We start from the raw sequence: 24,684 nt of genomic DNA on the forward strand, positions 1-24,684 counted from the left end.
TTTCGTGCGCATTTTGGTCATTGGCACAATGGACGGCGCAATAGGACAGGCCGCCCGACTCGTGCTCGCGAAGGGCGTGCAACTCGAACATGCTCACAGCGTGGCTGCCGGTCTCGTTTCGCTTCGTAGAGGAGTCAGTGTCGACCTTGTCTTCTGTGACATTAGGCAACCGGTCGCCGCGCTCGTACGGACTCTCGCGGATCAACGGATATGCATTCCAGTCGTCGCTTGCGGCATAGACACCTCCGGCGACGACGCCGCTTTGGCCATAAGGTCCGGGGCGAAGGAATTTTTGCCGCTGCCCCCAGATCCAGTACTTGTCGCCGCGATCCTTGAATCGCTAACCTCCAGTCGCCCCTCGATCATCGCGCGAGACCCATTGATGCTGGAGTTGATCCGACGCGCCGATCTGGTCGCTGGCGCCGAGGCCTCCGTCCTCCTCACTGGTGCGAGTGGAACCGGCAAGGAGATGCTTGCGCGACACATACATCAGAAGTCCCGGCGCGCCGGCCACTCCTTCGTGGCCATCAACTGCGCGGCGATCCCACACACACTGCTCGAAAGTGAGCTATTCGGCTACGAGAAAGGGGCATTCAGTGGCGCCGTCGCCAAACGGGTCGGGAAATTTGAATCCGCGGACGGTGGCACGTTGCTCCTGGACGAGGTGACCGAAATGGACATCCAACTCCAGGCCAAGCTGCTGAGAGTTCTACAGGAGCGCGAAATTGATCGTCTCGGCGGCTTAAGGCCCATACCAATCAATGTCCGGATACTCGCGACCAGCAACCGCGATCTCCTCTCGGAAATCAGGCAAGGAACATTTCGCGAAGATCTGTACTTTCGCCTTAACGTCGTAAACCTCAGGGTACCCGCCCTCGCAGAGCGTATCGACGACATATCGCCTCTCGCGAACCACTTCGCCGAACATTATGCGAATCTGAATGGTCTGCCCAAGCGTCCCCTGACGGACGCATTTCACCGCCGGCTACTCGATTACGCATGGCCCGGAAACGTCAGAGAACTCGAAAACATAATTCATCGAGCTGTGCTTCTCGCCACTGGCGACGAGATCGATATTGATTCACTTGAGCTGCGCACTGGTACGACTCCTGTCTGCGGACACAACCAACCGGCGAGGACGGGTGCCTCGGGCGCTATTGACGGCCTGGTCGGTCGGACAATCAATGATGTTGAAAGAGAGCTGATTCTAAGCACGCTGCTCAGCACATCTGGAAATCGAACACATGCGGCGATGCTTCTGGGAATCTCGATCCGCGCCCTACGCAATAAGCTCAAAGACTATGCCGCCGGCGGCGCCTCTGTTCCTCCTCCTGCTCTCGGCGTGATGGCATAACCGGCTATGCTGACCGCGGATGTTGATGCGGCTCGTAATTGGCAGAGATTGCTGAGGGATTATCTACCTGGCAGCGATATCGGCCTTGCAATTGGCGTTGTCGCGCTTCTTTCGATGCTCATATTGCCATTGCCGGCCGCCATTCTGGATTTCGGTCTGGCGCTTTCGGTTAGCGCATCGGTGCTCATCTTGATGGTGGCGATGTTTCTCGTCCGACCGCTGGAGTTCACAAGTTTTCCGACCCTATTGCTGCTGACGACCTTGCTGCGCCTGTCGCTGAATGTGGCAACGACCCGACTGATCCTGTCACACGGGAACGAGGGGCCATTCTCCGCCGGGCACGTGGTGGCCGCGTTCGGCGGCTTTCTGATGGGCGGCGATGTTCTGATCGGTCTGATCTTGTTTCTCATCCTTCTGGTCGTCAATTTCATGGTGATCACAAAGGGTTCGGGCCGCATCGCGGAAGTCGCCGCACGCTTCAGCCTGGATGCAATGCCCGGCAAGCAGATGGCCATTGACGCCGACCTGTCCGCCGGACTGATCGACGAGCCCACTGCGCGGAGGCGGCGCCGGGAACTGGAGCAGGACAGCGGATTCTTCGGAGCGATGGATGGGGCGGCGAAGTTTGTCAGGGGTGACGCAATTGCCGGTCTCATCATCACGTCGATCAATATCATCGGGGGGCTTGCGATTGGAATTGGCCGGCACGGGATGGGTTTCGCCTCGGCCGCGAGCACCTACACGACACTGACTGTCGGCGATGGCCTGGTCAGCCAGATTCCGGCGCTCCTGGTGTCCACTGCCGCCGGCATCGTCGTGACGAAGGGCGGCATGGAGGGCACCACCGACGCGACGCTTGTTCATCAGCTGGGAACGACGAAGCCGCTCGGACTGGCTGGGGCGGCGGCGGCCGTTCTCGCGCTGATGCCAGGGCTGCCCATGCTCCCATTTCTTGCGTTGGCCGGCCTCGCGGGCGGCGCCGCTTGGCTGCGTCGTGGCCATGGTCGCGCAGAAGACCACGCAGCCCCCGCGACCCCGATCCCAACCCCGGAGCCGCCGATCTCGGAGGCGCTGCGAATCGATATGATCCGGCTGGAGCTAGGATACGGATTGCTCGGCCTCGCTGGTGGCGACGCCCCGCGTCTGACCGATCAGATCAAGGGATTGCGCCGGGCAATAGCGGCGGAGTTAGGCTTTGTCATGCCTCCGGTCCGAATACAGGACAACATGCAACTGGCGCCGGAGGCCTATTGCATTCGGATCAAGGAGATCGAGGCAGGTGGTGGTGAGATCCGCCCGAGCCGATTCCTGGCCATGGACCATCGAGGCGAGTTCCCAAATCTGAATGGCGAAAGGACGACCGAACCGGCCTTTGGACTTGCGGCCCTATGGATTGACGCGAGCGCCCACGAGGAGGCCGTATTTCGCGGCTATACTGTCGTCGACGCGCCAAGCGTACTCGCGACGCATCTGACTGAGGTTGTGAAACAATGCCTCTCCGACCTTTTGTCATATGCGGAGACGGAAAAGCTCCTCGAAGGCTTGCCGCCGGAGAACCAGAAGCTCGTCGCAGAGCTCATTCCAACGCAGATCGCCATTGGCGGGGTTCAGCGCGTGCTGCAATCCCTTCTCAACGAGCGCGTGTCTATTCGAGACCTCCCCACCATTCTGGAGGGTGTCCAGGAAGCGTGCGCAAGTCAGATAAGGGCGATCCCGGCGCTGGTCGGTCATGTGCGCGCACGATTGGCTCGGCAGATCAGCGATAGCCACGTGGGCGGCGGAGGCTATATTCCACTGGTCACGCTTTCACCGGAATGGGAGATGGCATTCGCCGAGTCGTTGGTCGGGCCTGCCGAGGATCGCCAGCTCACAATGGCGCCGTCAAAACTGACGGAGTTCATGCAGCGTTTGCGGTCGACATTCGATGCTGCGGTCCAGTCCGGCGATGCTCCGGTACTACTGACCAGCGGGCATATCCGACACCACGTCCGCGCCGTCGTCGACCGGATTCGACCCACCACCCCGGTGCTCGCTCAAGCGGAGATCTATCCCCGGGCCCGCATCCGAACGGTCGGGAGTATATGATGGACCGCGGCCGCAGAAGCGGCATCGGGATGAATTATTGCTGTCGAAACCCGAAAGACCGTGGCCACCCCGCGAGTGAGTGGGCGCCTCGTGTAAAGTCTTCAGAGACTGTTTGAAAATGGCTGTGGCGCCTCGGCTTGGAGCGACTCAAGCCTGGGACGTGGACCCGAACAAACCATGGCGGGATGGCGGATATCGCCCGCAAGGCGAAGCGGTATCCCACGAAGCGCGAATAAAGGCGCATTCAGCCCTCGTGTCCTAAACATTGAGGCGTTGGTGGAAGCTGCCTGTGGATATCTACGGGATCCTCGACGCAATCTGCAACACTGCCGACGGTAGCGGCGGCTGGGCATGCTGCCGGCCAAATTCGGCGCTCGGCAGGCGGAGTATTGGTGGTTTGGGTGAATCGCGGTGTCGACGGGACTGAACCGGCGGCAGTAAGTGCCGGGGCGCCCGCGGTACCGACGACCGAAATCGCACTCGTAGGCGCTGTGATGTGCCTGTCCGGACGAGCATGGACAGCACCCTGCTGACAGCATCGCACCACGAGCTGCGCGCATCACCGCGCCGCCGGCCCAAACGGGGGACCTATCGCCCGGATCTTGGCTCTTCGCACCCTGGCGTAACGATCAGACTTCATTCCGAGGCCGATGCCCATGGCCTGCCGCGTGGACGGCCGAACGCCGGGCGAGATCCAGGATGCCCGAGTTGCCGCCGGACGAACCAACGCCGCGCGGCAACCGCCAATCGGCCGCCTGGCATCTGGCCGGACGTTCAACACCGTGAGCAGCGCATCTTGACGCCACGAATGGCAAACATCTAGCCTGCGTCACGTATCAGGGAACGTCGTATCGCATTGCAGAATACAAGCGATCCGCTGGCCCTTGCCGCGAAGCTTGCGCCCATACGAGGCGTCCTAGAATAGGGAGACAGTGGCATGTTCACACGTCGTTCAGTACTCGCGGCGGCTTCCGCCGCCGTGGTTCCGCTGCCGCGCGCGGCGCAGGCCGAGACGCCCGACAATGCCGTGGTGATGGCCACGCGCATTGACGACGCCGCGAGTTTCGACCCGGCGGAGGCTTATGAGTATACAACCGGCGAAGTGGCCGCGAATTGCTACCAGCGCCTGGTTCGCCCCGCCGACGCGGATGCCAGCCAGATTGTTGGCGATCTGGCCGAGTCCTGGGAAGTCTCGCCGGACGGCCGGACCTTCACCTTCCGCCTCAAGCCGGGCTGCCGCTTTGCCAGCGGCAACGCGGTGACGGCCGACGATGTGGCGTTCTCGCTGCGCCGCGCCGTGGTGCTCGCCAAATCACCTGTGTTCATCCTGACGCAGATCGGCCTTACCGCTGATAATGTCGAGACACGCGTACGCGCGGTGAACCCGCAGACGCTGGAGATCGAATGCGGCGAGGCCGTGGCGCCGACCTTCTTTCTCTACTCGATATCGGCGGGCATCGGCGGTGTCGTCGAACGCGCCGTTGTGGTCGCGCACGCCCAGGGCAACGATCTGGGCAATGCCTGGCTGAAACAGAACACCGCTGGCTCCGGCCCTTTCCTTATGCGGTCCTGGCGAGCCAGCGAAAGCATTACGCTGGATGCCAACCCCCATGCCGTCACGCCGCCGCGGATCCGGCGCGTGGTCATCCGCCACCTGCCCGAGCCCGCCACGCAGTTGCTTACCTTGCAGCGGCGGGACGTGGATATCGCCCGCCGGCTCGGCACCGAGGAACTGGGCCGCGCCGACACCGACAAGGACCTGCGCATCACCTCCAGCCCGAAGGCCAGCCTGCTCTATGTCGGTTTGTCGCAACGCCACCCCGCCTTGGCGCGGCCCGAGGTGCGGCAGGCGATCAAGACGGCGATCGACTATGACGCGATCCAGAAGAATCTGGTTCGCCGGACCTATGTCGTGCATCAGTCGCACCAACCGAAGGGCTTTCCCAGCGCGCTCGATGAACGGCCATTCTCGCGCCGCCTGGATCATGCGCGTGCCCTGATGCGCCAGGCAGGCTTCGCCGATGGGTTCGAGGCGACCCTGGACTATATCTCGGCGAGCCCGTTCGCCGATCTCGCCCAGGCTATCCAGGGGAACCTGGCGGATATCGGCATTCGCGTGCGCATGATGCCCGGCGAGGGCAGGCAGGTGCTGAGCCGCTACCGAGCGCGGCAGACGGATATGGTGCTCACGCGCTGGGGTTCGGACTTCCTCGACCCCCACAACAACGTGGACTTCGTGCTGTTCAATCCCGACAACACCGAGAACAGCCGCACCCGCAATGCCGCATGGCGCAATGGCTTCCAGGATGCCGAGGTCAACCGGAAGATCCTTGCCGCCAAGGTGGAGCCGAACCCCGAAAAGCGGCTCGACGCCTATCGCGAACTGCAGCGCTACGATTGGGAACATGGGCCGAATGTCTGGCTGCTGCAGGAGGTGGAGACTACCGTCACCAACCGCCGCACCAGCGGCCTGCATGTCGGGCTACTGTTCGACGGCACGCAGTACCGGCAGCTCCAGAAGGCTTAACCCGCCCTCGCGTACGATGTATGGGCGGCCGATGCCGCCCATCCACCGGCTCATGCCAGAGGTCATGCTGAATGGCCTCTGGTATGAGAGCGCGTTCGTTTCAAACGAACATGTTCACCTGTGTGACGGCACACCGGCTTGCTGTTGGGGCGAGCAATTTTATCAGACGGGCGAGGGCAGCCTCGCCTGAGGTTGCTCTACAGCGTCATTGTGGCCCGATCCGCCACCGGAGCTCCGCCGCCGATGCCCAGCCACGACCGGCCCGGGATCGAATCGAGCAGCCCACGAGTGTATTCATGCTGTGGATCGCCGAATATCTGCCGCGTCGAACCAATCTCCACGATGACGCCGCCGCGCATGACGGCAATACGGTCGCATATCCGGCTGGCGACGCGCAGGTCGTGGGTGATGAACAGCATCGAGAGATTGAGCCGGCGCCGGAGATCGGCCAACAGCTCCAGCACCTGCGCCTGCACCGACACGTCGAGCGCCGAAACCGGCTCGTCCGCCACCACAAGTTCGGGATCGAGCGCGAGCGCGCGGGCGATGGCGATGCGCTGGCGCTGCCCGCCGGAGAACTCATGCGGGAAGCGGTCATACGCCCCGACATCGAGACCAACCAGGTGCAGCAGTTCCCGCGCCCGGGTCGCGGCCTGGGCGGGGGTCACTCCGTGCCGGATCGGCGTCTCGGTCAGGATGCGGCCCACGCGATGGCGCGGATTGAGCGAGGCGAAAGGATCCTGGAACACCATCTGGATCGATTTGCGCAATCCGAGCAGGCGGGCGCCTCGTGCGGTGCGGATCTCCTGCCCGCGGAACGCCAGCTCTCCGCCGTCCGCAGGCAACAGCCGCACGACAAGCTGACCGAGCGTTGTCTTGCCGGATCCGCTCTCGCCTACCAGCCCGACCGTCTCGCCCTGATGGATGGTCAGCGTCACATCGTCCACGGCCCGCACTTCCCGCTTCCGAAGGCCGAAAAAGCCGGATGCGCTGCGATAGGTCTTGCGCAACCCCTTGATCTCCAGCAGCGGCTCCGCTGCGGCGACGGGGCGTGCGTCTTCGGCGCCGTCCTCAAGCCGGCGGACTGCGGCAATCAGCCGCTGCGTGTAGGGATGCTCCGGCGCATCCAGCACCTTCGCCGCCACGCCATATTCCACCAGGCTGCCATGCTGCATGACCGCCACCTTGTCGGCGATATCCGCCACCACGCCGAAATCGTGCGTGATGAACAGCACCGAGAGGCGCCGACGCTCCTGGATTTCCCGGATCAGGCGGAGGATCTGTTTCTGCGTCGTCACGTCGAGCGCGGTGGTAGGCTCGTCGGCGATGAGGATCTCCGGCTCCAGCGCCAGGGCGGCCGCAATCATCACCCGCTGGCGCTGGCCGCCCGACAGGCGGAACGGATAGGCGCCCAGCAGCGATGGCGGGTCCGGCAAGTGCATCGCCGCAAGCAGCTCCAGCGCACGTTCCCGGCGCGTCCGGCGGTCGGCCATGCCATGCGCGGCCAGGACTTCCTCGATCTGCTCGCCGATGGTCAGTACCGGGTTGAGGGCCGTCATTGGCTCCTGGAAGATCATCGAGATGCGCCGTCCGCGGAGCTCCCGGTAGCTCTCCTCGGGCAGCCGCGTCAGCTCCTGGCCGTCGAACATGATCCGGCCGCCGGCCACGCGCAGCGCCGGTGCCGGCAGCAATCCCATCACCGTGTTGGCGAGGACGGACTTCCCCGAACCCGACTCGCCGACCACGCACAGCACCTCGCGCCGGCCGAGTGGAAGCGACACGCCCTGCACCGCGAAACGACGGTCCGCCCCTTCCGGCAAGGCAACGGAAAGATCTTCGATGTTGAGCAAGGGGCCGGCGCTCATGCCCGCCTCGTGCGTGCGAGCAGCGGGTTGAGCAGGTCAGCCAGGCCCTGGCCGAGCAGATTCAGGGCCAGCACGGTATAGAAGATGGCCAGGCCGGGAATGGCGCTGAGCCACCAGGCCTGCCGGATCATCGATCGCCCCGCGCCAATCATGAAACCCCACGTGATGTTGTTGCGGTCGCCGAGCCCAAGGAACGAGAGTGCCGATTCCAGCAGGATGGCGCTGGCCACCATCAGCGAGCCGGTGACGATGATGGGCGTGAGCGCATTCGGCAGGATGTGGCGCAGGATGATGACATGGGTGGGATGCCCGCCCACCACCGCTGCCTTGACGAAATCGCGCGAGCGGAGGCTGAGGAATTCCGCCCGCACCAGCCGCGCAACCGGCGGCCAGGAGACCACGGCGATGGCAAGCACGATGGTCCAGATGGAGGGCGACAGCACCGCCACCAGGACCAGCGCCAGCATGAAGGACGGGATGGTCTGGAAGAATTCCGTCAACCGCATCAGCACATCGTCCACGCGGCCGGCGAAATAGCCGGCCACGGCGCCGACGCCGGTGCCGAGCAGCACCGAGCATGCGGTCGAGACCAGGCCCAGCAGCAACGAGGTCCGCGCCCCATGCAGGATGCCGGCGGCCACATCCCGTCCCAGCGAATCGGTGCCGAACAGGAACCCCTCGTCGAAGGGCCGCACATCCGGCGGCCCCACCATGCTGAGCGGGTCCTCGGGGTACAGCGCCGGCGCCGCCAGCGTCAGTGCCGCCAGCACGGCCAGCATGCCGCCACCCAGCAGCAGGGCCCAGTGATGCCTGCTCCAGGCGAGAAGATCTTTCATGCCCGCGCCTCGATGCGCGGATCGACCAGGCTGTAGACGATATCCGCGACCAGGTTGAACAGCAGCACCACCGCCGATGTCACCGCGAAGATCGCAAGCAGCAGGTTGTAGTCACGCTGTCCGAGCGCCTCGAACGCCAGGCGTCCGACGCCGGGCCAGGCGAACACCGTCTCCGTGACCACGGCTCCCCCCACCAGGGAGCCTGCTTGCAGGCTGGCCAGGGTGATCACCGGCAGCAGCGCGTTCTTCAGGATGTGCCGGCGCCAGATCCGCGGCTCGCGGATGCCTTTCGCCCGGGCCGTGCGGACGAAATCGAGCCGCGACACCTCCAGCACCGAGGCCCGCGTCATCCTGACATAGATGGCCACGTAGAACAGGCCGAGGGTGGTGGCCGGCAGGACCAGATGCGCGGCGATGTCGAAGGCGCGACGCAGTCCCGAGAAGCCGCCGCCGACCGTTTCCAGTCCGTAGGCCGGCAGCCAGCCGAGCTGCACCGAGAACAGCAGGATCGCCATGAGCCCGACCCAGAACAGCGGCATGGCGAAGAACACCAGGGCCGTGACGGAAATCGCCATGTCCTGCCAGCGCCCCACCCGGCGCGCCGCCAGCACCCCCAGCGCCACGCCGGCGGCCATCGCGAACACGAAGGCGGACAGGGAAAGCAGCAGCGTGGCGGGCAGCCGTTCCGCGATCAGGTCCATCGCCGGGCGCTGGATGCGGTAGGATTCCCCGAAATCCAGCGTGGCGACACGGCGGACATAGATCGCCAGCTGTTCGTGGATCGGCCGGTCGAGCCCGTAGCGGGCCCGCACCTCGGACATGAACTGCGGGTCAACCGCCCCCGCCTCCCCGGCGAGCACGGTCGCCGGATCGCCGGGGGCGAGGCGGACGAGGAAGAAGTTCAGCACCACGATGCCGAACATCACCAGGACCACCTTCAGCAGGCGCGCGACCACAAACTCGAGCTGGCGCATGTCCAGGTCCTCCGGCGGATCGCCTCAGCCAGCCAGCCAGGTGTCGGCCAGCGTGTCGTCAGTGCCCAGGCCGGTTGCCATCAGGTTGCGGACCTTTTTCCGGTGGAGCGTGAGGAACCCGATCTCATGCGTCCACAGGATCGGCACGTCGCGCGTCAGGATCTTCTGGATCTCTGTGTAGAGGCGCTGGCGCTCGGCCCGGTCCTGCGTCCGTTCGGCACGCAACAGCATCGCCGTGAGCTCGGGGTTGTCGTAGCCGCCAAGATTGGACGAGGTGCCGATCGCCTTCATATCGGACCGGTACACCTGCGTGAAGTTCATCGCCGGATCCGGCAGCATGTAGACGAAGTTGGAGAAGATATCGAAATCGCCGGCATTCACCCGCTGCACCAGCGTGGGCATGTCCACTGGCGTCACGTTCAGCCGGATGCCGATGGCGCGCAGCCGCTCGCGAAGATAGTCGCCCAGGCGCAGCCAGGTCTCGCCGTATGGCAGCGGCAGGAAACGCAGCTCCGCGCGGATGCCGTCGCGCCCCGGCCGCAGCCCCATCTCGTCGAGCAGCGCGATGGCGGCGCGCGTATCGTATTTGTAGGTGGTCCAGGCGGCCGGATCGCTGAAGGCCATGCCGCGCGTCATCGGTCCGTCGCACGGCGTCCCGAAACCGGCGAAGATGGTGCGCACGATGAAGTTGCGGTCGATCGCGTGGGACAATGCGCGCCGGAAGCGCACATCGTTCAGTGGCGGGTTCCTCAGATTGAGATTGAACCAGGCGAGTGGCGACAAGAACTCCCACCCCGCCTCCGTCACCTCAACCTCCGGCAGGCGAGCCAGCCGCCGGACCTCGAACCACTCCACGTCGCCGCCGCGCAGCACATCGACCTGCCCGGTCTCGAAGGCGACGCTGCGGCCATTCGCATCGGGGACGACGTGGAAATAGATTTCGTCGAGATAGGGGCGGTCCGGCTGCCAGTAGTTCTCGTTGCGCTCGAGGCGGATGAACGAGCCCCGCCGCCACTCGGCGAACTTGAACGGCCCGGTGCCGATGGGCTTCTCGTTCGCGGGATTCCGATAGGGATCGGTGCCTTCATAGATATGCCGCGGCACCATCGTGCCGCCGCTGCGCTCGAACACCGTCAGCAGGCCCGGGAACGGGTGTTTCATCTTCAGCTCGACCGTATGCGCATCCACCGCCGTCACCCGGTCCACATTGGTGAACACCGCGCGGCTGCGAGAGAACACCTTCGGCAGGAACTCGGTGATGCTGTACACCACGTCGGCCGACGTGAAGGGGCGGCCGTCGTGCCAGGCCGCATTGCGCCGCAGCCGGAACACATAGGTCAGGCCGTCGGGCGAGACCTCCCAGGATTCGGCCAGCATGGGCCGCGGCTTCAGGTCCCGGCCGAAGCTCAGCAGACCTTCATTGATCTTGCTGCCGACGAAGGCTGACGGGCCGAGCCGGTTGATGCCGATGAAGGCCGATGCCGGCTCGGGCTGGACGATCAGGTTGAGCCTGCCGCCGCGCCGCGGCTCTTCCGCGTGGGCCGCCAGGGCAGGAGAAAGTGCCGCCGCGCCGGCCAGCGCACCGAGTTGCCGCCTGCTGATCATTGGCTTTCCCCTGCCATCAGCTCGTGGAAACCAGGCCCTTGGCCCGGGCATGGGCAAGTGCCTCGTCGAGGCCATGCCGCACGCCGTCGAACAATTCGTCGATCTCGGCCTCGGAGATGATCAGCGGCGGGCAGAAGGCGATCGCGTCACGGATGGCACGCGCGATCACGCCGTGGCGCAGCGTCGCCGCCGCCGCCATGGCAGGGATGCCGTCCGCGGCGGCGAACGATTTCCTGGTCCGCTTGTCCTGCACGATCTCGATGGCGCCGATGAGGCCGATGCCGCGCGCCTCGCCCACCAGCGGATGCTCCGCGAGGGCATGCAGACGCGACTGGAAATGCGGCATCACCCGCTGCACGTGGCCGATGGTGTCGCGCTCTTCGTAGATCTTCAGCGTCTCCAGCGCCACGGCGGCCGCCACCGGGTGCCCGGAATAGGTGAAGCCATGGGCGAACACGCCCTGCTTGCGGCTCTCCTCCAGCATCCCCTCGAAGATCGGCCGGCTCACCAGGGTCGCGGAGATCGGGATGTAGGAGGAGGAAAGCTGCTTCGCGACGGTCACGATGTCGGGGCGGATATCGAACGTCTCGCAGCCGAACATCTGTCCGGTGCGCCCGAAGCCGCAGATCACCTCATCGGCGATGAACAGGATGTCGTAGCGCCGCAGCAGCGCCTGCACCTTCTCGAAATACCCCTTCGGCGGCACGATCACGCCGCCCGATCCCTGCACCGGCTCGGCGATGAAGGCGCCGATGGTCTCCGGGTCCTCGCGCAGGATCAGTTGCTCCAGGTTGCCCACGATGCGGTCCACGAAAGCCGCCTCGCCCTCGCCCGGCTGGCCGAACAGGTAATGGCTCGGGCAATCGGCCCGCAGCACGCCGCCCACCGGCAGGTCGAAATCGGCATGGTTCGCCGGAAGCCCGGTCAGGCTGCCCGAATAGACGGTCACGCCGTGATAGCCGCGGGTGCGGGCGATGATCTTCTTCTTGCGCGGCTTGCCGATGGCATTGTGGTAGTACCACACCAGCTTGGCCGCCTGGTCGTTCGCCTCGGAGCCGGAATTGGCGAACAGCACCTTGTCCAGCCCGGCCGGCGCCATCGCCAGCAGCTTTTCCGCCAGTTCGATGGCCGGCTCGTGCGAGCGGTGGCCGAACAGCTGCGAGTAGGGCAGCGCCTGCATCTGGCGGGTGGCGGCATCCACCAGACGCTGCTCGCCGAACCCGAGCGAGACCGACCACAGACCCGCCATGCCTTCCAGATAGCGCTTGCCGCTGTCGTCGAAGACGTACACGCCCTCGCCCCGCGTCATCACCAGCGGCCCGGCGGTCATATGCCGGTCGAGATTGGTGTAGGGATGGATCAGCGTGGCGATATCGCGCGCCGCCGTCGAGTTCGGAAGATGGTTCATGGTTGCGGTCCTTTTGTCGGCTCGGTCATCCAGCCCGGCTCACCCGTGGCGGCAGGCAAGGAAGCCGGTGAGGAAGCTGGTAAGATTGGCGGCGAGGTGATCCACGGCGTAGCCGCCCTCCTGCACCAGCACGGTGGGCAGGCGCAGCGCCCCGATCCGGTCGCCGATCTGCGCGAAACCGGGCGTCGTCACTGCGAGCAGCCGGGACGAATCGCCCTCGAAGGCATCGAAGCCCAACGAGACCACCAGGGCCGCGGGATTGAACGCCTGGATCGCGGCAAGGCCGCGGTCGAGTTCCTGCAGATAGGGCCCGTCGCCGACGCCGGCCGGCAGCGGCAGGTTCAGGTTGCAGCCAAGTCCCGCACCCTCTCCGCATTCCTCCGCCCGCCCGGCATAGAACGGATAGGCGAGATCGGGATCGGCATGCAGCGACACGAACAGCACATCGCTGCGGGCATAGAAGATATCCTGCGTGCCGTTGCCGTGATGCACGTCCACATCCAGCACGGCGACCCGGCCCATGGTGCCGGCGAGATGCTGTGCGGCGATGGCGGCATTGTTCAGGTAGCAATAGCCGCCGGCGAGGTCGGCATAGGCATGGTGGCCGGGCGGGCGGCAGATGGCATAGGCCTCGCCCGCGCCCGTCCGCACCGCTTCGGCGGCTTCCATCGCGCAATTGGCCGCCCCGGCCATCGCCTCCCAGGTGCCGGCCTCGATGCCCACCGAGGCGCTGGCCAGATACCAGCCGGCAAGCCCCCGCGCGCTGGACGGGCGCGATGCCGTGCGGCGCAGCGCCGCAGTGACCGGCATCACCGGGCCCGTATCACCCTCTTCCGCCTGCCAGCGTGCGGCGGCCGCCTCGAGGAAGCTCACATAGTCCTCGGTGTGCACGCCAAGCAGCGGGCCGCGGCCGAAATCCTGTGGCGAGCGGATGTCATGCCCGGCCGCACGGACGGCATCGAGCAGTTGTTCCGCCCGCGCCGGGATCTCCCGCGGCTGCGTCATGACGCCGCGCAGGACATAGGGGCGCGGGACGTGGAGCGCCTGGGCCTGGGAGTATGTCACCAGCATGGCCGCGCGCCCCTCACCGCCCCTGGAACTGCGGCTTGCGCTTCTCGCGGAAGGCCGCGACACCCTCGCGCAGATCCTCCGACTGGCGCACCTTCGCCATGCGCTGGGCATGCAGGGCCATCTGCTCGGAGGGGCCTTGCGGAAGGATGTCCTCGACGACGATGCGCTTCAGCGTGCCGAGCACGAGCGGCGCATAGCCGGCCATCTCCTGGCCCCAGGCGATGGCGGTGGACAGCGCCTGCCCCTCGGGCACCACCTCGTTCACCAGGCCGACGGACGCCGCGCGCTCGGCCTCCACGGTGCGGCAGAGCAGCATCATCTCCATCGCCACCTTGTGCGGGATGCGGGCCGCCAGCCCTGCGATCATGCCGCCGGTGAGGCCGATCTTCGCTTCCGGGTAGTAGAACTTCGCCCCGGCCCCACAGACCGCCAGGTCGCACATCATCGCCAGCACGATGGCGCCGCCGACGCACCAGCCCTCGATCGCCGCGATCACCGGCTTGTCGGTGCGGAACCCCACGGTCGGGATGGCGCGCCAGAGCTCCGGCGGCTCGGTCACATCCGCCCCGTAGCTGAAGGCGCGGGTGCCGGTCGCGGTCAGCACCGCGACGCGCTGGTCGGAGCTGTCGAATTCCAGCATCGCCGCCTGCACCGCCTCCGCCATGCCCTTGGTGATGGCATGGCCCTTCTCGGGACGGTCGAGCGCCACGATGCGGACGGGACCCTCATCCCGGATGGTCACATGTTCCATGGTCAATCTGTCCTCATGCTCGCCCGGCGCACCACCGCGCCCAACATCTCGTGATCAGGCATCGTCTCGTGATCAGGCATCGCCGGCGCGCAACGTGGCCCGCCCGTCGACCGCCACCGCGCCCTGCCCCGCTGCGCGCAGGAACAGCGGGTTGATGTCGAGCTCCACCAGGCGCTCGCCGAGGTCGTGCGCCAGCCAGGACAGACGCACCAATGCGTCCACCGCCGCCGCGACATCGGCCGCCGGCCGCCCGCGCACGCCGGCGAGCACCGGCCACAGCGCCAGCCGGCGCAGCATCGCCTCCGCATCCTCCGCCGACAGCGGCGCCGGGGCGAACTGCACGTCCTTCAGCACCTCCACCAGCACACCGCCGAAACCGACCATGATCATCGGGCCGAAATCGGGGTCGCAGGTGGTGCCCAGGATCAACTCGGCCTCGCCACGCGCCATCTCCTGCACCAGCGCACCCTCGCCGGCGCCGGGTGCCACCTGTTCCAGCAGCAGCCGGACCTCGTCGAAGGCGGCGCGCAGCGCGGATGCGTCGGCCAGGCCCAGACGCACCAGCCCGAGATCGCTCTTGTGTACGACCGCGCGGCTCACCCCCTTCAGCACCACCGGGTAGCCGATCTCCGCCGCCGCCGCTGCCGCCGCGTCGGCGCTGGTGGCCAGATGCTCACGCGTCACCGGGATGCCATAGGCGGCAACCAGGCACTTGGCCTCATGCTCGGTGAGTGGCCCCGCCCGCAATCCGGCGGGCAGCGGGCCGGCGCCGGCAGGACGTTGTGGCGGCGTCACGGCGGCACGCGCTCTTCCGGCCGCCTCCGCTTCCATTGCCCGCAGCACGCGCAGGGCGTCCCCGGTGCGATCGAACCACGGAAAATCCGCAGCCCCAACGGCCCGTCGCGCCGCGTCGCCGACCGAGCCGGCGGTCATGACGTAGAGGATGGGCTTGCCGCCCTCGCGCGCGACCGGCGGCAGCAGCGCGGCATAGCCTGCCATGCGCGGCTGGGTGGTCATCGGATAGACGATGGCGCCGATATCGGGATCGGCCATGAAGGCGCGCAGACAGGCGAGCACCCCTTCCTCGGTGCTGCCGTTCTGGAACGACCCGGTATCGAGCGGCAGATGCACGTGCGAGGCTGGCATCAATTCCCCCAGCACCGCGCGCGTCGCCTCCGACATCTCGCCCAGTCGCAGACCCGCTGCCGGCAACTGGTCCGTCAGCACCGCGGTGCTGCCACCGGAGGAAGCAATGACCGCCACCCCCTTCCCCGCAGCCGGCAGGCGCGGCAGGCGCGCCAGGGCGTCGGCCGCGAACACCATCGCCGCCGGATCGTCCATCACCACCGCGCCGGCGGCACGGCAGACCGCCTCGAAAGCGGCATAGGAACCGGCAAGGCTGGCGGTGTGCGAGCGGGCGGCGCGCGCGCCGGCGTCGCTGCGCCCCGCCTTCACGCACAACACCGGCTTGCCCGCCACCCGTGCCCGGCGAAGCAGCTCGACAAAGCGGCGCGGCGAGCGCAGCCCCTCGACATAAAGGCCGATCACCTGCGTGGCGTCGTCCTCGATCAGGTATTCGAGGAAGTCGCACAATTCCAGGTCGGCCTGATTGCCGACCGAGATGCAGCGGCTGAAGCCGGCACCGTACTCATTGCCCAGCGAGACCAGCGTGCCCATCAGCGCGCCGCTCTGGCTGACCAGGCCGACACCGCCCGGCCGCAGCGCGTCCACCTCCAGGGCCAGGCTGGAGCTGAGCATGGCGCGGTCCACCGGATTGAAGATACCCAGGCAGTTGGGCCCCAGCAGGCGCATGCCGGCGGCGCGCGCGGTGGCGACGATGTGCGCCTGCAGCGCCTCGCCTTCCGGTCCGACTTCGGCCAGCTTGCCGGTGATGACGATGCAGGCGCCCACCCCCGCCACGGCGCATTCCTCGATCTGTGCCAGCAGCTGCGTGGCCGGCACCGCCAGGACGGCGACATCGGCCGGGCCGGGCGCGGCGGTGATGCTCGGATAGGCGGGCAGCCCGCGTATGGTCGCGCGCTTCGGGTTGATCGGCAGCAGCTGGCCCTGATAGCCGTGCTTGATCAGATAATGGATCAGCCGGCCGCCGAACTTGCCCACGTCATCGGAGGCGCCGATGACGGCGACCGAGCGGGGCGCGACGATGCGTGCCACCGGAATGCGGCTTGCGGCTGTGGCCAGGCTTTCGGTGGTCTCGTTCGGCGGCATGACTGGTCCCGTCATTCGAAGGTCAGGTCGGCGCAATGCCCGAACCAGACGGACCCGTGAGCGCGGTCGCACATAGGATCCTCCCGTTGTTCTGCATTACGATACGTCGTATCGAATATCAGAAAAATGCTAAGGATGCTCGGAGAGGACTGTCAAGCCCCGGTGTGGTTCATCGGCCGCGAAACAGGGAAATCCAGGACGATATCTGGTATTGCAGGGTGAACGATGCATCTGCCGTTCCGCCAAGCCGTTCCGCCGACAGCTATCAGCCCCGCCGCGCACTGGCATAAGCAAGGATGCGCTCGCGCAGTCCGGGCCGCGCGGCCGAACGGACGAGGTCGGCGAGATCCTCCATCCGCGTATCCGCCTGGGCCGCATGCCGCAGCGCGAGCACGGTTTCACGGTCGGTCGCCGCGAGTTCGCCAACGAGACCGCTGATAAGCGCGGGCCAGTCCTCCGCGGGAGCGAGTTGCGTGGCCAGGCCGAACCGGACGGCATCGGCAGCCTCCAGGATGCGGCCGCACGCGGTCAGCTCCAGCGCAGCGGCGGTGCCAATGATCGCGGCGAGGCGGCGTGTGCCCAACACCAGGCCGAACCGCGCGCCAGGAAACGCGAAGCGGGTGCCCGGCGCCGCCACCCGCCAGGTACACGCGGCGAACAGGTCGGCCCCAGCGCCGAAGGCGCGGCCATGCGCTAGCGCCAGGCTCGGCACCGGGGCATGGCGGATGGCCTGCAGCAGCAGTTCGATCCGGGTAAAGCGCAGCAGCAGGTCGCCGTCGCTCTGCGTCTCCAGCCCGGCCAGATCGAAACCTGTGCAGAACGAGCGTCCCGCCCCGCGCAGCACCAGCAGCCGGATCTCGGGTCGCGCGGCTTCGGCCAGCGCCGCATGCAACGCCTCGACCGACTGTGCGTCCAGCGCGTTGCCGCGCTCCTCGCGCTGCAACACGACCGTCAGGACGCCGCCCCTGGCCTCCGCCACAATGCTGTCGCTCATCGCGTGACCCTCACCGGCCTGCGCTTGACCAGAGATTGGGCACCACATCGGCCGAGTAGCCGGAGATGAACTCTTTCGCCGCACCGCTCACCGGGTCGAAAACATGGCGGCGGACCGCGCCGATATTCGCGCCGTAGAGATGGATGCTGATGGATACCCGATCGTCGAACGCGTTCGATACCTCGTGGATATCGCCCAACACCGGGGAAACCGCCTCGATCATACGGGGCGTGAGGCGAGCCGGCGTGCCCGCGGCCAACGCCGGCGTTCCACCGGTGCGCCGGTACGGGACAGAGATTTCGGCACCGCGCAGGACGCCGACCAGGCCCCAGACCGAATGGTCGTGTACCGGCGTGCGCTGGCCCGGTCCCCAGACGAAGCTCACCAGCGAGAAACGGCCGAGCGGGTCGCCATGGAGGAGGAATTGCCGGTAATGCGTCGCATCCGGCTGCGCGAAGCGTTCGGGCAGCCAGTCGTCCTCGGCGATCAGGGCAGCCAGCAGCGGGCGGGCGCCCTCCAGCAATGCCTCCTCGACGCATCCGTGCGCGTCCACCAGGCGGGTCATGGCGACCACGAAGTCGCGCAGCCGGTGAAATCCAGGCGTTGTCGTCATGCTCTTTCGGCTCCCGTCCCACTCGCACCCAAGCAATCACCGGTTCCCACGTGCCGTTCACCCTGTCAATATTACAGAACAGCGTCCTGCAATCCAATACGTCACAACGAACTCTCGGGCTGGACCAGCCAGCCGGATCGGCGCGTGCGGGATGGATGCGCGGTGCGCGGCGCGGCTGGCCTCATTCATTGTCCTGGAATGCGGTATCGTTGTTTCCGGAACGCTGGTAGGACATTTCGTTATGTATCGATGTTCTGGAGGTTCGGCGGCGAAATGTCACCTGGTGCGAGCAGGAATATGGACAAAAGTCTGGTGAAGGGCCTCAACCTGCTCGCGGCGCTCGCGAACAGCAGCGAAGCGCGGGGGGTGAGCGACCTCGCCCGCGAGCTCAGCCTGACCAAGAGCAATGTCCATCGCCTGCTGCAGACGCTGACAACGCAAGGGTTTGTCCGCCACAATGCGGAGCGCGGCGTCTACGAGCCCAGCCTGCGGCTATGGGAACTTGGCATTGTGGTGCTGGCGCGGGTCGATATACGGCGCGTCGCCGCACCGTTGCTGGCCGAACTGGCAAACAAGACCGGCGAGAGCGTGCACCTGTCCGTGCTCGACGGCACCGAAGTCGTCTATATCGACATCGTCGAGAGTTCTCACCCGGTTCGCGCCTATAGCCGCGTCGGTCGGCGCACACCGGCACACTGCGTGGCCACCGGCAAGGCGCTGCTCGCCCACGCCCCGGCATCGGTCGTCGCCGAGGTCGCGGAAGCGGCGAGCCGACTTGGCCCCCTCACCTCGCATACCATCACCGGGCGCGCCGCCCTCGAGGAGGAACTGGCCCGCGTGCGCCGGCTCGGTCATGCCGTGAACCGCGGCGAACGAAGCGATACAGTGCGCGGCGTCGCAGCGCCGGTCTGGGGCCCGGATGGCCGCGTCACCGCGGCCATCGGCATCGCTGGTCCGGCCGAACGCCTGAAACCGGCAACGATTCGACAGCTGGCGCCCGCCGTGATGGCAACCGCCAGCGAAATCACGCGGCGCGTCGGCGGGGTTCCCCCGAACCAGGCCGCGGAGCCGGCGGCACAGCCCCTGCGTGCCACGACGGGGCTCTCGACTCACCGCCCACGGCGCGCAGATTCCAGCTCGTGACACGTGCCGACGAAAGAGGGCGATCTTCTGCCCTGCGCCTTTTCGGCAACCGGGACCGCGGACCGGCGACTGCGCCGGTCACCCCCCACCAAGGTGTGCGTTGCGGCAGGCGAACCGTCTCACGACTCGCTTTCGAAGGGCTCCGGCGACACCCGTAACACCGTCAACCGCCGCTCACGCCCGTCCTGTGTCGGCCACATGATGGACTGACCGGCAGCGAGGCCGAGGAGTCCTGCACCAACCAGGGTGAGCACGGAAATGCTGCCTTGCGCGATATCGGCCTCGTGCGGGTAGACGAGCTGCACGCGCCGGACCGCGCCTGTCGCCTCATCCCGGTACTCGACATAGGCGTGCATGCGGACCACGCCCTCCGGCATCTGGTCCGCCGGCACCAGCTGCGCGCGGCCAATCTCTTCGAGCAAAAGCTCGGCAACCTCGGCGTTACGCCGCGCCGACATGGTCGCCAGGCCGGAGAGGCGCTCCTCGTCGGCAGTCGAGAGCGTCAAAGGCGGGTTGTCGTCCGCCAACGCCTGCCGTCCGGCAGTGCCATTCTTCGTCGTCATCGGGTTGATCATTTCAGAATCCTCAGCGCGGTACATCCGCGCGGCTTGGTGTTGCGACGCGCCCCATTGCTCTCGTCGCCGCGGGTGGTCATCAAATTCTCCGCTCTCGAACTTGGCGAGCGCGGACGGGATCTCAAGGGAAAGGCATGCCCGCGCGAGCTGGCGCGTACGCGCGGCGACGCAGAGGCGGTGCCTGGGCAGGGCTTCCACCCTCTGAAAGCCCGCCGGGCCCAGTCAATTCAAACCGGACCGATCTGTCCACCCCCGGGGCGCACTTCACTCGGTATCGATTCGTCTCGCCACCGATAAAATCGCTTATGCTCAGAACAGCCCGGTTATCTCGCCCCTGTCCGTAAGCGTGATCGACTCGGCCGAGGGAACGCGCGGCAAGCCGGGCATCGTCATGATATCGCCGGCGATCGCCACGACGAAACCCGCGCCCGCGGACATGCGGACCTGGCGGATCGGCAGGACATGCCCCTCTGGAGCACCCAGCCGGGTGGGGTCGGCGCTGAAGCTGTACTGCGTCTTGGCAATGCAGACCGGCGCACGACCAAACCCCGCCTTTTCATAGGACGCCAACCTTTGGGCCACGGTGGCGGGAACATCAATGTCGCGAGCCCGGTATATCTCGCGCGCGATCACGCGAATCTTGTCAATAAGCGGCATGTCGTCGGGGTAGAGAGGCTTGAAGTCGCCGGCCTTCTGATCGGCAAGCTTCCGTACGGCCTGCGCAAGGTCGGCGGCGCCGGCAGCACCATCGCTCCAGTGCGTGCACAGGCAAACCTCCACGCCCTGACGCGCCATCGCATCCCTCACCGCGGCGATCTCCGCGTCGGTGTCGGATGTGAAGCGATTCAGGGCAACGATCACGGGCAGGCCGAATTTGCGCAGGTTCTCGACATGACGATCGAGGTTATCGAGTCCACGCGTCACGGCTCCGACATCCTCACGCGACAGCTCAGACTTTTGCACTCCACCATGCATTTTCAAGGCCCGCACGGTCGCAACGACGACCGCACAGGCGGGCGCAAGACCGGCAAAACGGCACTTGATATCGAGAAACTTTTCGCCACCGAGATCTGCCCCAAACCCTGCCTCGGTAACGACGATATCGGCAAGCTTCAGGCCCAGGCGCGTTGCCAGGACCGAGTTGCAACCATGCGCGATATTCGCAAAGGGCCCGCCATGGACCAGCGCCGGTGAGCCCTCCAGCGTCTGCACGAGATTCGGCATCAGCGCGTCCCGCAACAGCGCCGCCATGGCCCCGTGGGCCTTGATGTCGCGCGCATAGACGAAGGAGCCGTCGCGACGAGAGCCGATGATCACGCCGCCAAGCCGCGCCTGCAGATCGTCGAGATCGCGCGACAGGCAGAACACCGCCATCACCTCGGACGCAACGGTGATATCGAACCCGTCCTCGCGCGGAGGGCCGCTCGTCGTCCCTCCCAATCCATTGACGATGCTGCGCAGCGCCCGGTCGTTCATATCGAGGGCGCGGCGCCAGGTGATTCGGCGAGGGTCGAGTTGCGTCGCGTTTCCCCAATAGAGGTGGTTGTCGATCATCGCGGCAAGCAGGTTGTTCGCCGACGTGATCGCGTGGAAATCGCCCGTGAAATGCAGATTGATCTCGTCCATCGGGGCCACTTGGGCCCGCCCGCCACCAGTGGCGCCCCCCTTCATGCCGAAGCACGGACCGAGGCTGGGCTCCCGCAGGCAGATCATGCTCCTGGTGCCGAGCGCATTAAGGGCATCGCCCAGGCCGATCGTCGTTGTGGTCTTGCCTTCCCCTGCTGCCGTCGGGCTGATCCCCGTTACGAGCACGAGCGCGCCGTCCGGACGAGCCTGCACGTCACGGATGAAGTCGAAGTCGATCTTCGCCTTGTACTTGCCGTAGGGTACAAGCGCATCCGCCGGGATGCCGGCAGCGGCGGCGATCTGGGCGATCGGGCGCAGCGTCGCCGCGCGCGCGATCTCCATGTCGGTCAGCATGTGTCGTCTCCCCGGTGGATCGTCTGCTGTCAGGCGGCCTGGCGCGATGCCGAACGGTTCTTGATGCCCAGGCGTACCAATACCTGATCCACCGCCGATATGAACCGCTGCATGTCGCCAGGTGTCACGGCACCAATGCAGCCGACACGGAAACTCGGGTATTCCGTATTATAGAAGTTGCTGATGACGAACCCCGCCTCCTTGAGCGCGTCGACGAAGGCCTGCAGCGACCACGCCGGATCGCTGGGCGCATGCACGTTCATGACGATGGGTCCTTGCACATCGCGCGCAAGGCAGGGCTCCAGCCCTAGCGACAGCATGCCGTCGTAGAGGGTCCGGGCATTCGCGGTGTATCGCGCAAGGCGTGCAGCCTGACCGCCCTCGACATCGAAAAAGTCAAGCGCCGTCTGGAATGCCGCCAGCACCTGCGCCGGCGGGGTAAAGCGGAAGCTGCCCCACCCACTTCTCAGCGCATGCGCATAGATATCAGCAAGGTCGAACGACCAGCTTCCGGCATTCCCGACCGCCCCGGTCAGGGAGTCCACCCGCGCGACGGCGAATGAAAGGCCCGGCAGTCCTTCAAGGCACTTGTTGGTCGTGAACACTGCAACATCCATCTCCGGCTGGGCCGAGATATCCAGAGGCAGCGCACCGAAGGCGGATACGGCATCCAGTATCAACCGGCGGCCAGCAGCGCGAACGGCTTCCCCGATCGCAATCGCGTCGTGAATAACCCCGGAGCTCGTCTCGCTGTAGACAAGTCCCACATGCGAAATGGTCGGATCGGCGGCCAGAGCGGCTGCCACTACTGCCGGCGAAACCGGTTCGGTCTGCGCAACCGTCAACGGAACGACGACCCGCCCCGCCTCGCGGGCCAGCCGTGCCATCCGGTCGGCGTAGGACCCGGTCGCCGGAATGAGGATCCTGCCTCCGGGCGGGACAAAGGTGCGAACAGCCGCCTCGGTCGCGAAATGTCCACAGCCTTGAAGCGCCAGACTGGCGTGGGTTCCGGGAACGCCTCCCGCGATCGCCAGCACGCGCTCGCGCACCGAGGCATACAACGGACGAAACGCGTTGTCCCAGGGGGCGTGATCCTGGGTCATGGCCTGGCGGACCTCTGGCCTTGTCGTGACCGGGCCCGGAATCAAGAGCAACATCGGCGATACCATCCCTCTGACGCACATCTCGCATGCACTCGCATGCAAGCGTGGCGGAATCCGGGCAGTTCGTCCATCGCCTGCCCGAGAATTCGGTGCTAGGGATTGGACATGCCGCTGCCATTCCTACTTCCGGATTGGATACCAGGGTGGGTCGCCACCGCCGCATTGGTACCCTTGCTGCTCTTCGCGCTGAGCTTCCTGCTCATGCCCTTCAACGTGTTCGGGCTGAAAGGGCGCCTCGACCAGATCGAGGCTCGACTTGACGACATCCAGGGCGAGATCCGCGCGCTCACACTTCGGCTGCCCGAACCGGATGGGTCCAGTGTGACGCGCCCACCAGCCACCGCTGCCCGCCCGCCATCGCGCGCCCCGATTCCCCCAATGCAGCGACCGGACCATGACCCCGATCGCCTCGATCGGCATCCCGAAGCCGACCAGCCTCGCCGGCCCGCGGCGCCCTCCGAGGACGCCGCCGAAGAAGCCTGGTGGCGCTCTGGCGACCGCGGGCCATCCCACGCCTCGCCGCTCGCGCATGCGCCGCCGCCGCCCAGCATGGCCAGGCCGCCCTATGGGCGCAGGTCCGAACCCCGTCTTGACTGGCCACGCTAAGCGGCAGCCTGCTAACCTTGCGCCGGCGGACGCCCAGGCTGCGTCATGATGAATGGAGAGGTCCGATGCGTGTCAGCGTGGTCCAGATGAATGCCGGCCACGACAAGGCTGCCAACATCGCCCAGGCGCGTTCGCTGATCGACGGTGCGATCGCCGCGGACACCCCGCATATCGTGAGCCTGCCGGAGATGTGGACATGCCTTGGCGGCGACCGTGCGACGAAATTCCACCAGGCAGAGGAACTTCCGGCCAGCGGCAGCAACGAGCCCGGCGGGGAGGCCTATGAATTCCTGCGCAGCATTGCGCGGGATCGACAGATCCACGTCCATGGCGGCTCGATTGCCGAACGGATGGGGGATCGGCTGTTCAACACGACAGTGGCCTTCGACCCGCAGGGCGTCGAGATCGCGCGCTACCGCAAGATCCACCTGTTCGACATCGTTACGCCGGACGGGACGGGTTACCGCGAGAGCTCCATGTTCGGATCCGGCGACAAGGTGGTCAGCTACGACGTCAACGGCGTCCGGATCGGCTGCGCCATCTGCTACGATATTCGTTTCGCCGAGCTGTTCCTCGAGCTCCGGCGGGCTGGCGCGGAGCTGATCTTTCTGCCATCGGCATTCACCGTGCAGACCGGCAAGGACCATTGGGAGACCCTCATCCGCGCCCGGGCGATCGAGACGCAATGCTGGCTGGCTGCGCCGGCGACGTGGGGCCAGCATCGCGATGGCAGCGGCGAACCGCGCTATACCTATGGCCATTCGCTGGTCTGCGATCCCTGGGGGCATGTCGTGGCCAAGGTGTCCGACGGCGTCAGGTGGGCGACGGCCAGGATCGACAGCAACCTGACAGCGCGCGTCCGCCGGGACATGCCGGTCATGGAACACCGGAAGCTCGCTTGAACC

The 24,684-nt window shown here is 66.2% G+C and carries 19 protein-coding genes; 6 read left to right on the plus strand and 13 right to left on the minus strand.

The features are described 5' to 3' along the window. The first annotated feature begins 4 nt into the window (after positions 1-4). The 3 genes from OL599_RS01725 to OL599_RS01735 all read left to right on the plus strand — a co-directional run bounded on the left by OL599_RS01725 (position 5) and on the right by OL599_RS01735 (position 5,966). Positions 5-1,354 (plus strand): sigma-54 dependent transcriptional regulator, encoded by a 1,350-nt coding sequence (locus tag OL599_RS01725; RefSeq protein WP_264711865.1) that lies wholly within the window; start codon positions 5-7, stop codon positions 1,352-1,354. Positions 1,355-1,360: 6 nt separating this feature from the next. After that, positions 1,361-3,439: a flagellar biosynthesis protein FlhA gene (gene flhA / locus OL599_RS01730; protein ID WP_264711866.1), complete on the plus strand. Its 2,079-nt coding sequence runs from the start codon at positions 1,361-1,363 to the stop codon at positions 3,437-3,439. A 937-nt stretch (positions 3,440-4,376) separates the two neighbouring features. After that, the gene (locus tag OL599_RS01735; RefSeq protein ID WP_264711867.1) at positions 4,377-5,966 is read left to right on the plus strand and encodes an ABC transporter substrate-binding protein; all 1,590 of its coding nucleotides are present in this window, start codon (positions 4,377-4,379) and stop codon (positions 5,964-5,966) included. A 197-nt stretch (positions 5,967-6,163) separates the two neighbouring features. Here OL599_RS01735 and OL599_RS01740 read toward each other — a convergent pair whose 3' ends face one another. The 10 genes from OL599_RS01740 to OL599_RS01785 form a co-directional block, all read right to left on the minus strand. Then, positions 6,164-7,831: an ABC transporter ATP-binding protein gene (locus OL599_RS01740; protein WP_264711868.1), complete on the minus strand. Its 1,668-nt coding sequence runs from the start codon at positions 7,829-7,831 to the stop codon at positions 6,164-6,166. Then, a complete protein-coding gene (locus tag OL599_RS01745; protein WP_264711869.1) occupies positions 7,828-8,667 on the minus strand; it encodes an ABC transporter permease in 840 nt (279 codons plus the stop codon). Before OL599_RS01745 ends, OL599_RS01740 begins: the two co-directional genes overlap by 4 nt. Beyond that, positions 8,664-9,641: an ABC transporter permease gene (locus OL599_RS01750; RefSeq protein WP_264711870.1), complete on the minus strand. Its 978-nt coding sequence runs from the start codon at positions 9,639-9,641 to the stop codon at positions 8,664-8,666. Before OL599_RS01750 ends, OL599_RS01745 begins: the two co-directional genes overlap by 4 nt. A gap of 24 nt (positions 9,642-9,665) precedes the next feature. Beyond that, the gene (locus OL599_RS01755; protein WP_264711871.1) at positions 9,666-11,246 is read right to left on the minus strand and encodes an ABC transporter substrate-binding protein; all 1,581 of its coding nucleotides are present in this window, start codon (positions 11,244-11,246) and stop codon (positions 9,666-9,668) included. Positions 11,247-11,262: 16 nt separating this feature from the next. After that, on the minus strand, positions 11,263-12,654 hold the full coding sequence (locus OL599_RS01760; RefSeq protein WP_264711872.1) for an aspartate aminotransferase family protein: 1,392 nt from the start codon (positions 12,652-12,654) through the stop codon (positions 11,263-11,265). A 39-nt stretch (positions 12,655-12,693) separates the two neighbouring features. Continuing rightward, the gene (locus OL599_RS01765; RefSeq protein WP_264711873.1) at positions 12,694-13,725 is read right to left on the minus strand and encodes a histone deacetylase family protein; all 1,032 of its coding nucleotides are present in this window, start codon (positions 13,723-13,725) and stop codon (positions 12,694-12,696) included. A 13-nt stretch (positions 13,726-13,738) separates the two neighbouring features. Beyond that, positions 13,739-14,476 carry an enoyl-CoA hydratase/isomerase family protein gene (locus tag OL599_RS01770; protein ID WP_264711874.1) on the minus strand — a complete coding sequence of 246 codons (738 nt, stop codon included), beginning with the start codon at positions 14,474-14,476 and terminating at the stop codon, positions 13,739-13,741. A gap of 72 nt (positions 14,477-14,548) precedes the next feature. Then, the gene (locus OL599_RS01775; RefSeq protein WP_264711875.1) at positions 14,549-16,705 is read right to left on the minus strand and encodes an acetate--CoA ligase family protein; all 2,157 of its coding nucleotides are present in this window, start codon (positions 16,703-16,705) and stop codon (positions 14,549-14,551) included. A 265-nt stretch (positions 16,706-16,970) separates the two neighbouring features. After that, complete coding sequence (locus tag OL599_RS01780) at positions 16,971-17,699, minus strand: enoyl-CoA hydratase/isomerase family protein (RefSeq protein ID WP_264711876.1); 729 nt, start codon at positions 17,697-17,699, stop codon at positions 16,971-16,973. 10 nt (positions 17,700-17,709) lie between these two features. After that, a complete protein-coding gene (locus tag OL599_RS01785; RefSeq protein WP_264711877.1) occupies positions 17,710-18,312 on the minus strand; it encodes a cysteine dioxygenase family protein in 603 nt (200 codons plus the stop codon). A 297-nt stretch (positions 18,313-18,609) separates the two neighbouring features. Here OL599_RS01785 and OL599_RS01790 point away from each other — a divergent pair, with 297 nt between their 5' ends. After that, complete coding sequence (locus tag OL599_RS01790) at positions 18,610-19,455, plus strand: IclR family transcriptional regulator (RefSeq protein ID WP_264711878.1); 846 nt, start codon at positions 18,610-18,612, stop codon at positions 19,453-19,455. A 119-nt stretch (positions 19,456-19,574) separates the two neighbouring features. Here the strand turns inward: OL599_RS01790 and rnk are convergent, their stop codons facing one another. The 3 genes from rnk to OL599_RS01805 form a co-directional block, all read right to left on the minus strand. Beyond that, complete coding sequence (gene rnk / locus OL599_RS01795; protein ID WP_264711879.1) at positions 19,575-20,228, minus strand: nucleoside diphosphate kinase regulator; 654 nt, start codon at positions 20,226-20,228, stop codon at positions 19,575-19,577. A gap of 111 nt (positions 20,229-20,339) precedes the next feature. Further along, positions 20,340-22,010 carry a formate--tetrahydrofolate ligase gene (locus tag OL599_RS01800; protein WP_264711880.1) on the minus strand — a complete coding sequence of 557 codons (1,671 nt, stop codon included), beginning with the start codon at positions 22,008-22,010 and terminating at the stop codon, positions 20,340-20,342. Between the two features lie 29 nt (positions 22,011-22,039). Continuing rightward, positions 22,040-23,194, minus strand: coding sequence for a 2-aminoethylphosphonate--pyruvate transaminase (locus tag OL599_RS01805; RefSeq protein ID WP_347403175.1), 1,155 nt, complete (start codon positions 23,192-23,194; stop codon positions 22,040-22,042). Positions 23,195-23,344: 150 nt separating this feature from the next. Here OL599_RS01805 and OL599_RS01810 point away from each other — a divergent pair, with 150 nt between their 5' ends. Then, a complete protein-coding gene (locus OL599_RS01810; protein ID WP_264711881.1) occupies positions 23,345-23,779 on the plus strand; it encodes a hypothetical protein in 435 nt (144 codons plus the stop codon). 65 nt (positions 23,780-23,844) lie between these two features. Next, positions 23,845-24,681: a carbon-nitrogen hydrolase family protein gene (locus OL599_RS01815; protein WP_264711882.1), complete on the plus strand. Its 837-nt coding sequence runs from the start codon at positions 23,845-23,847 to the stop codon at positions 24,679-24,681. Positions 24,682-24,684 lie beyond the last annotated feature (3 nt).

The organism is Limobrevibacterium gyesilva, assembly GCF_025989185.1.
Classification (GTDB): Bacteria; Pseudomonadota; Alphaproteobacteria; order Acetobacterales; family Acetobacteraceae; genus Limobrevibacterium; species Limobrevibacterium gyesilva.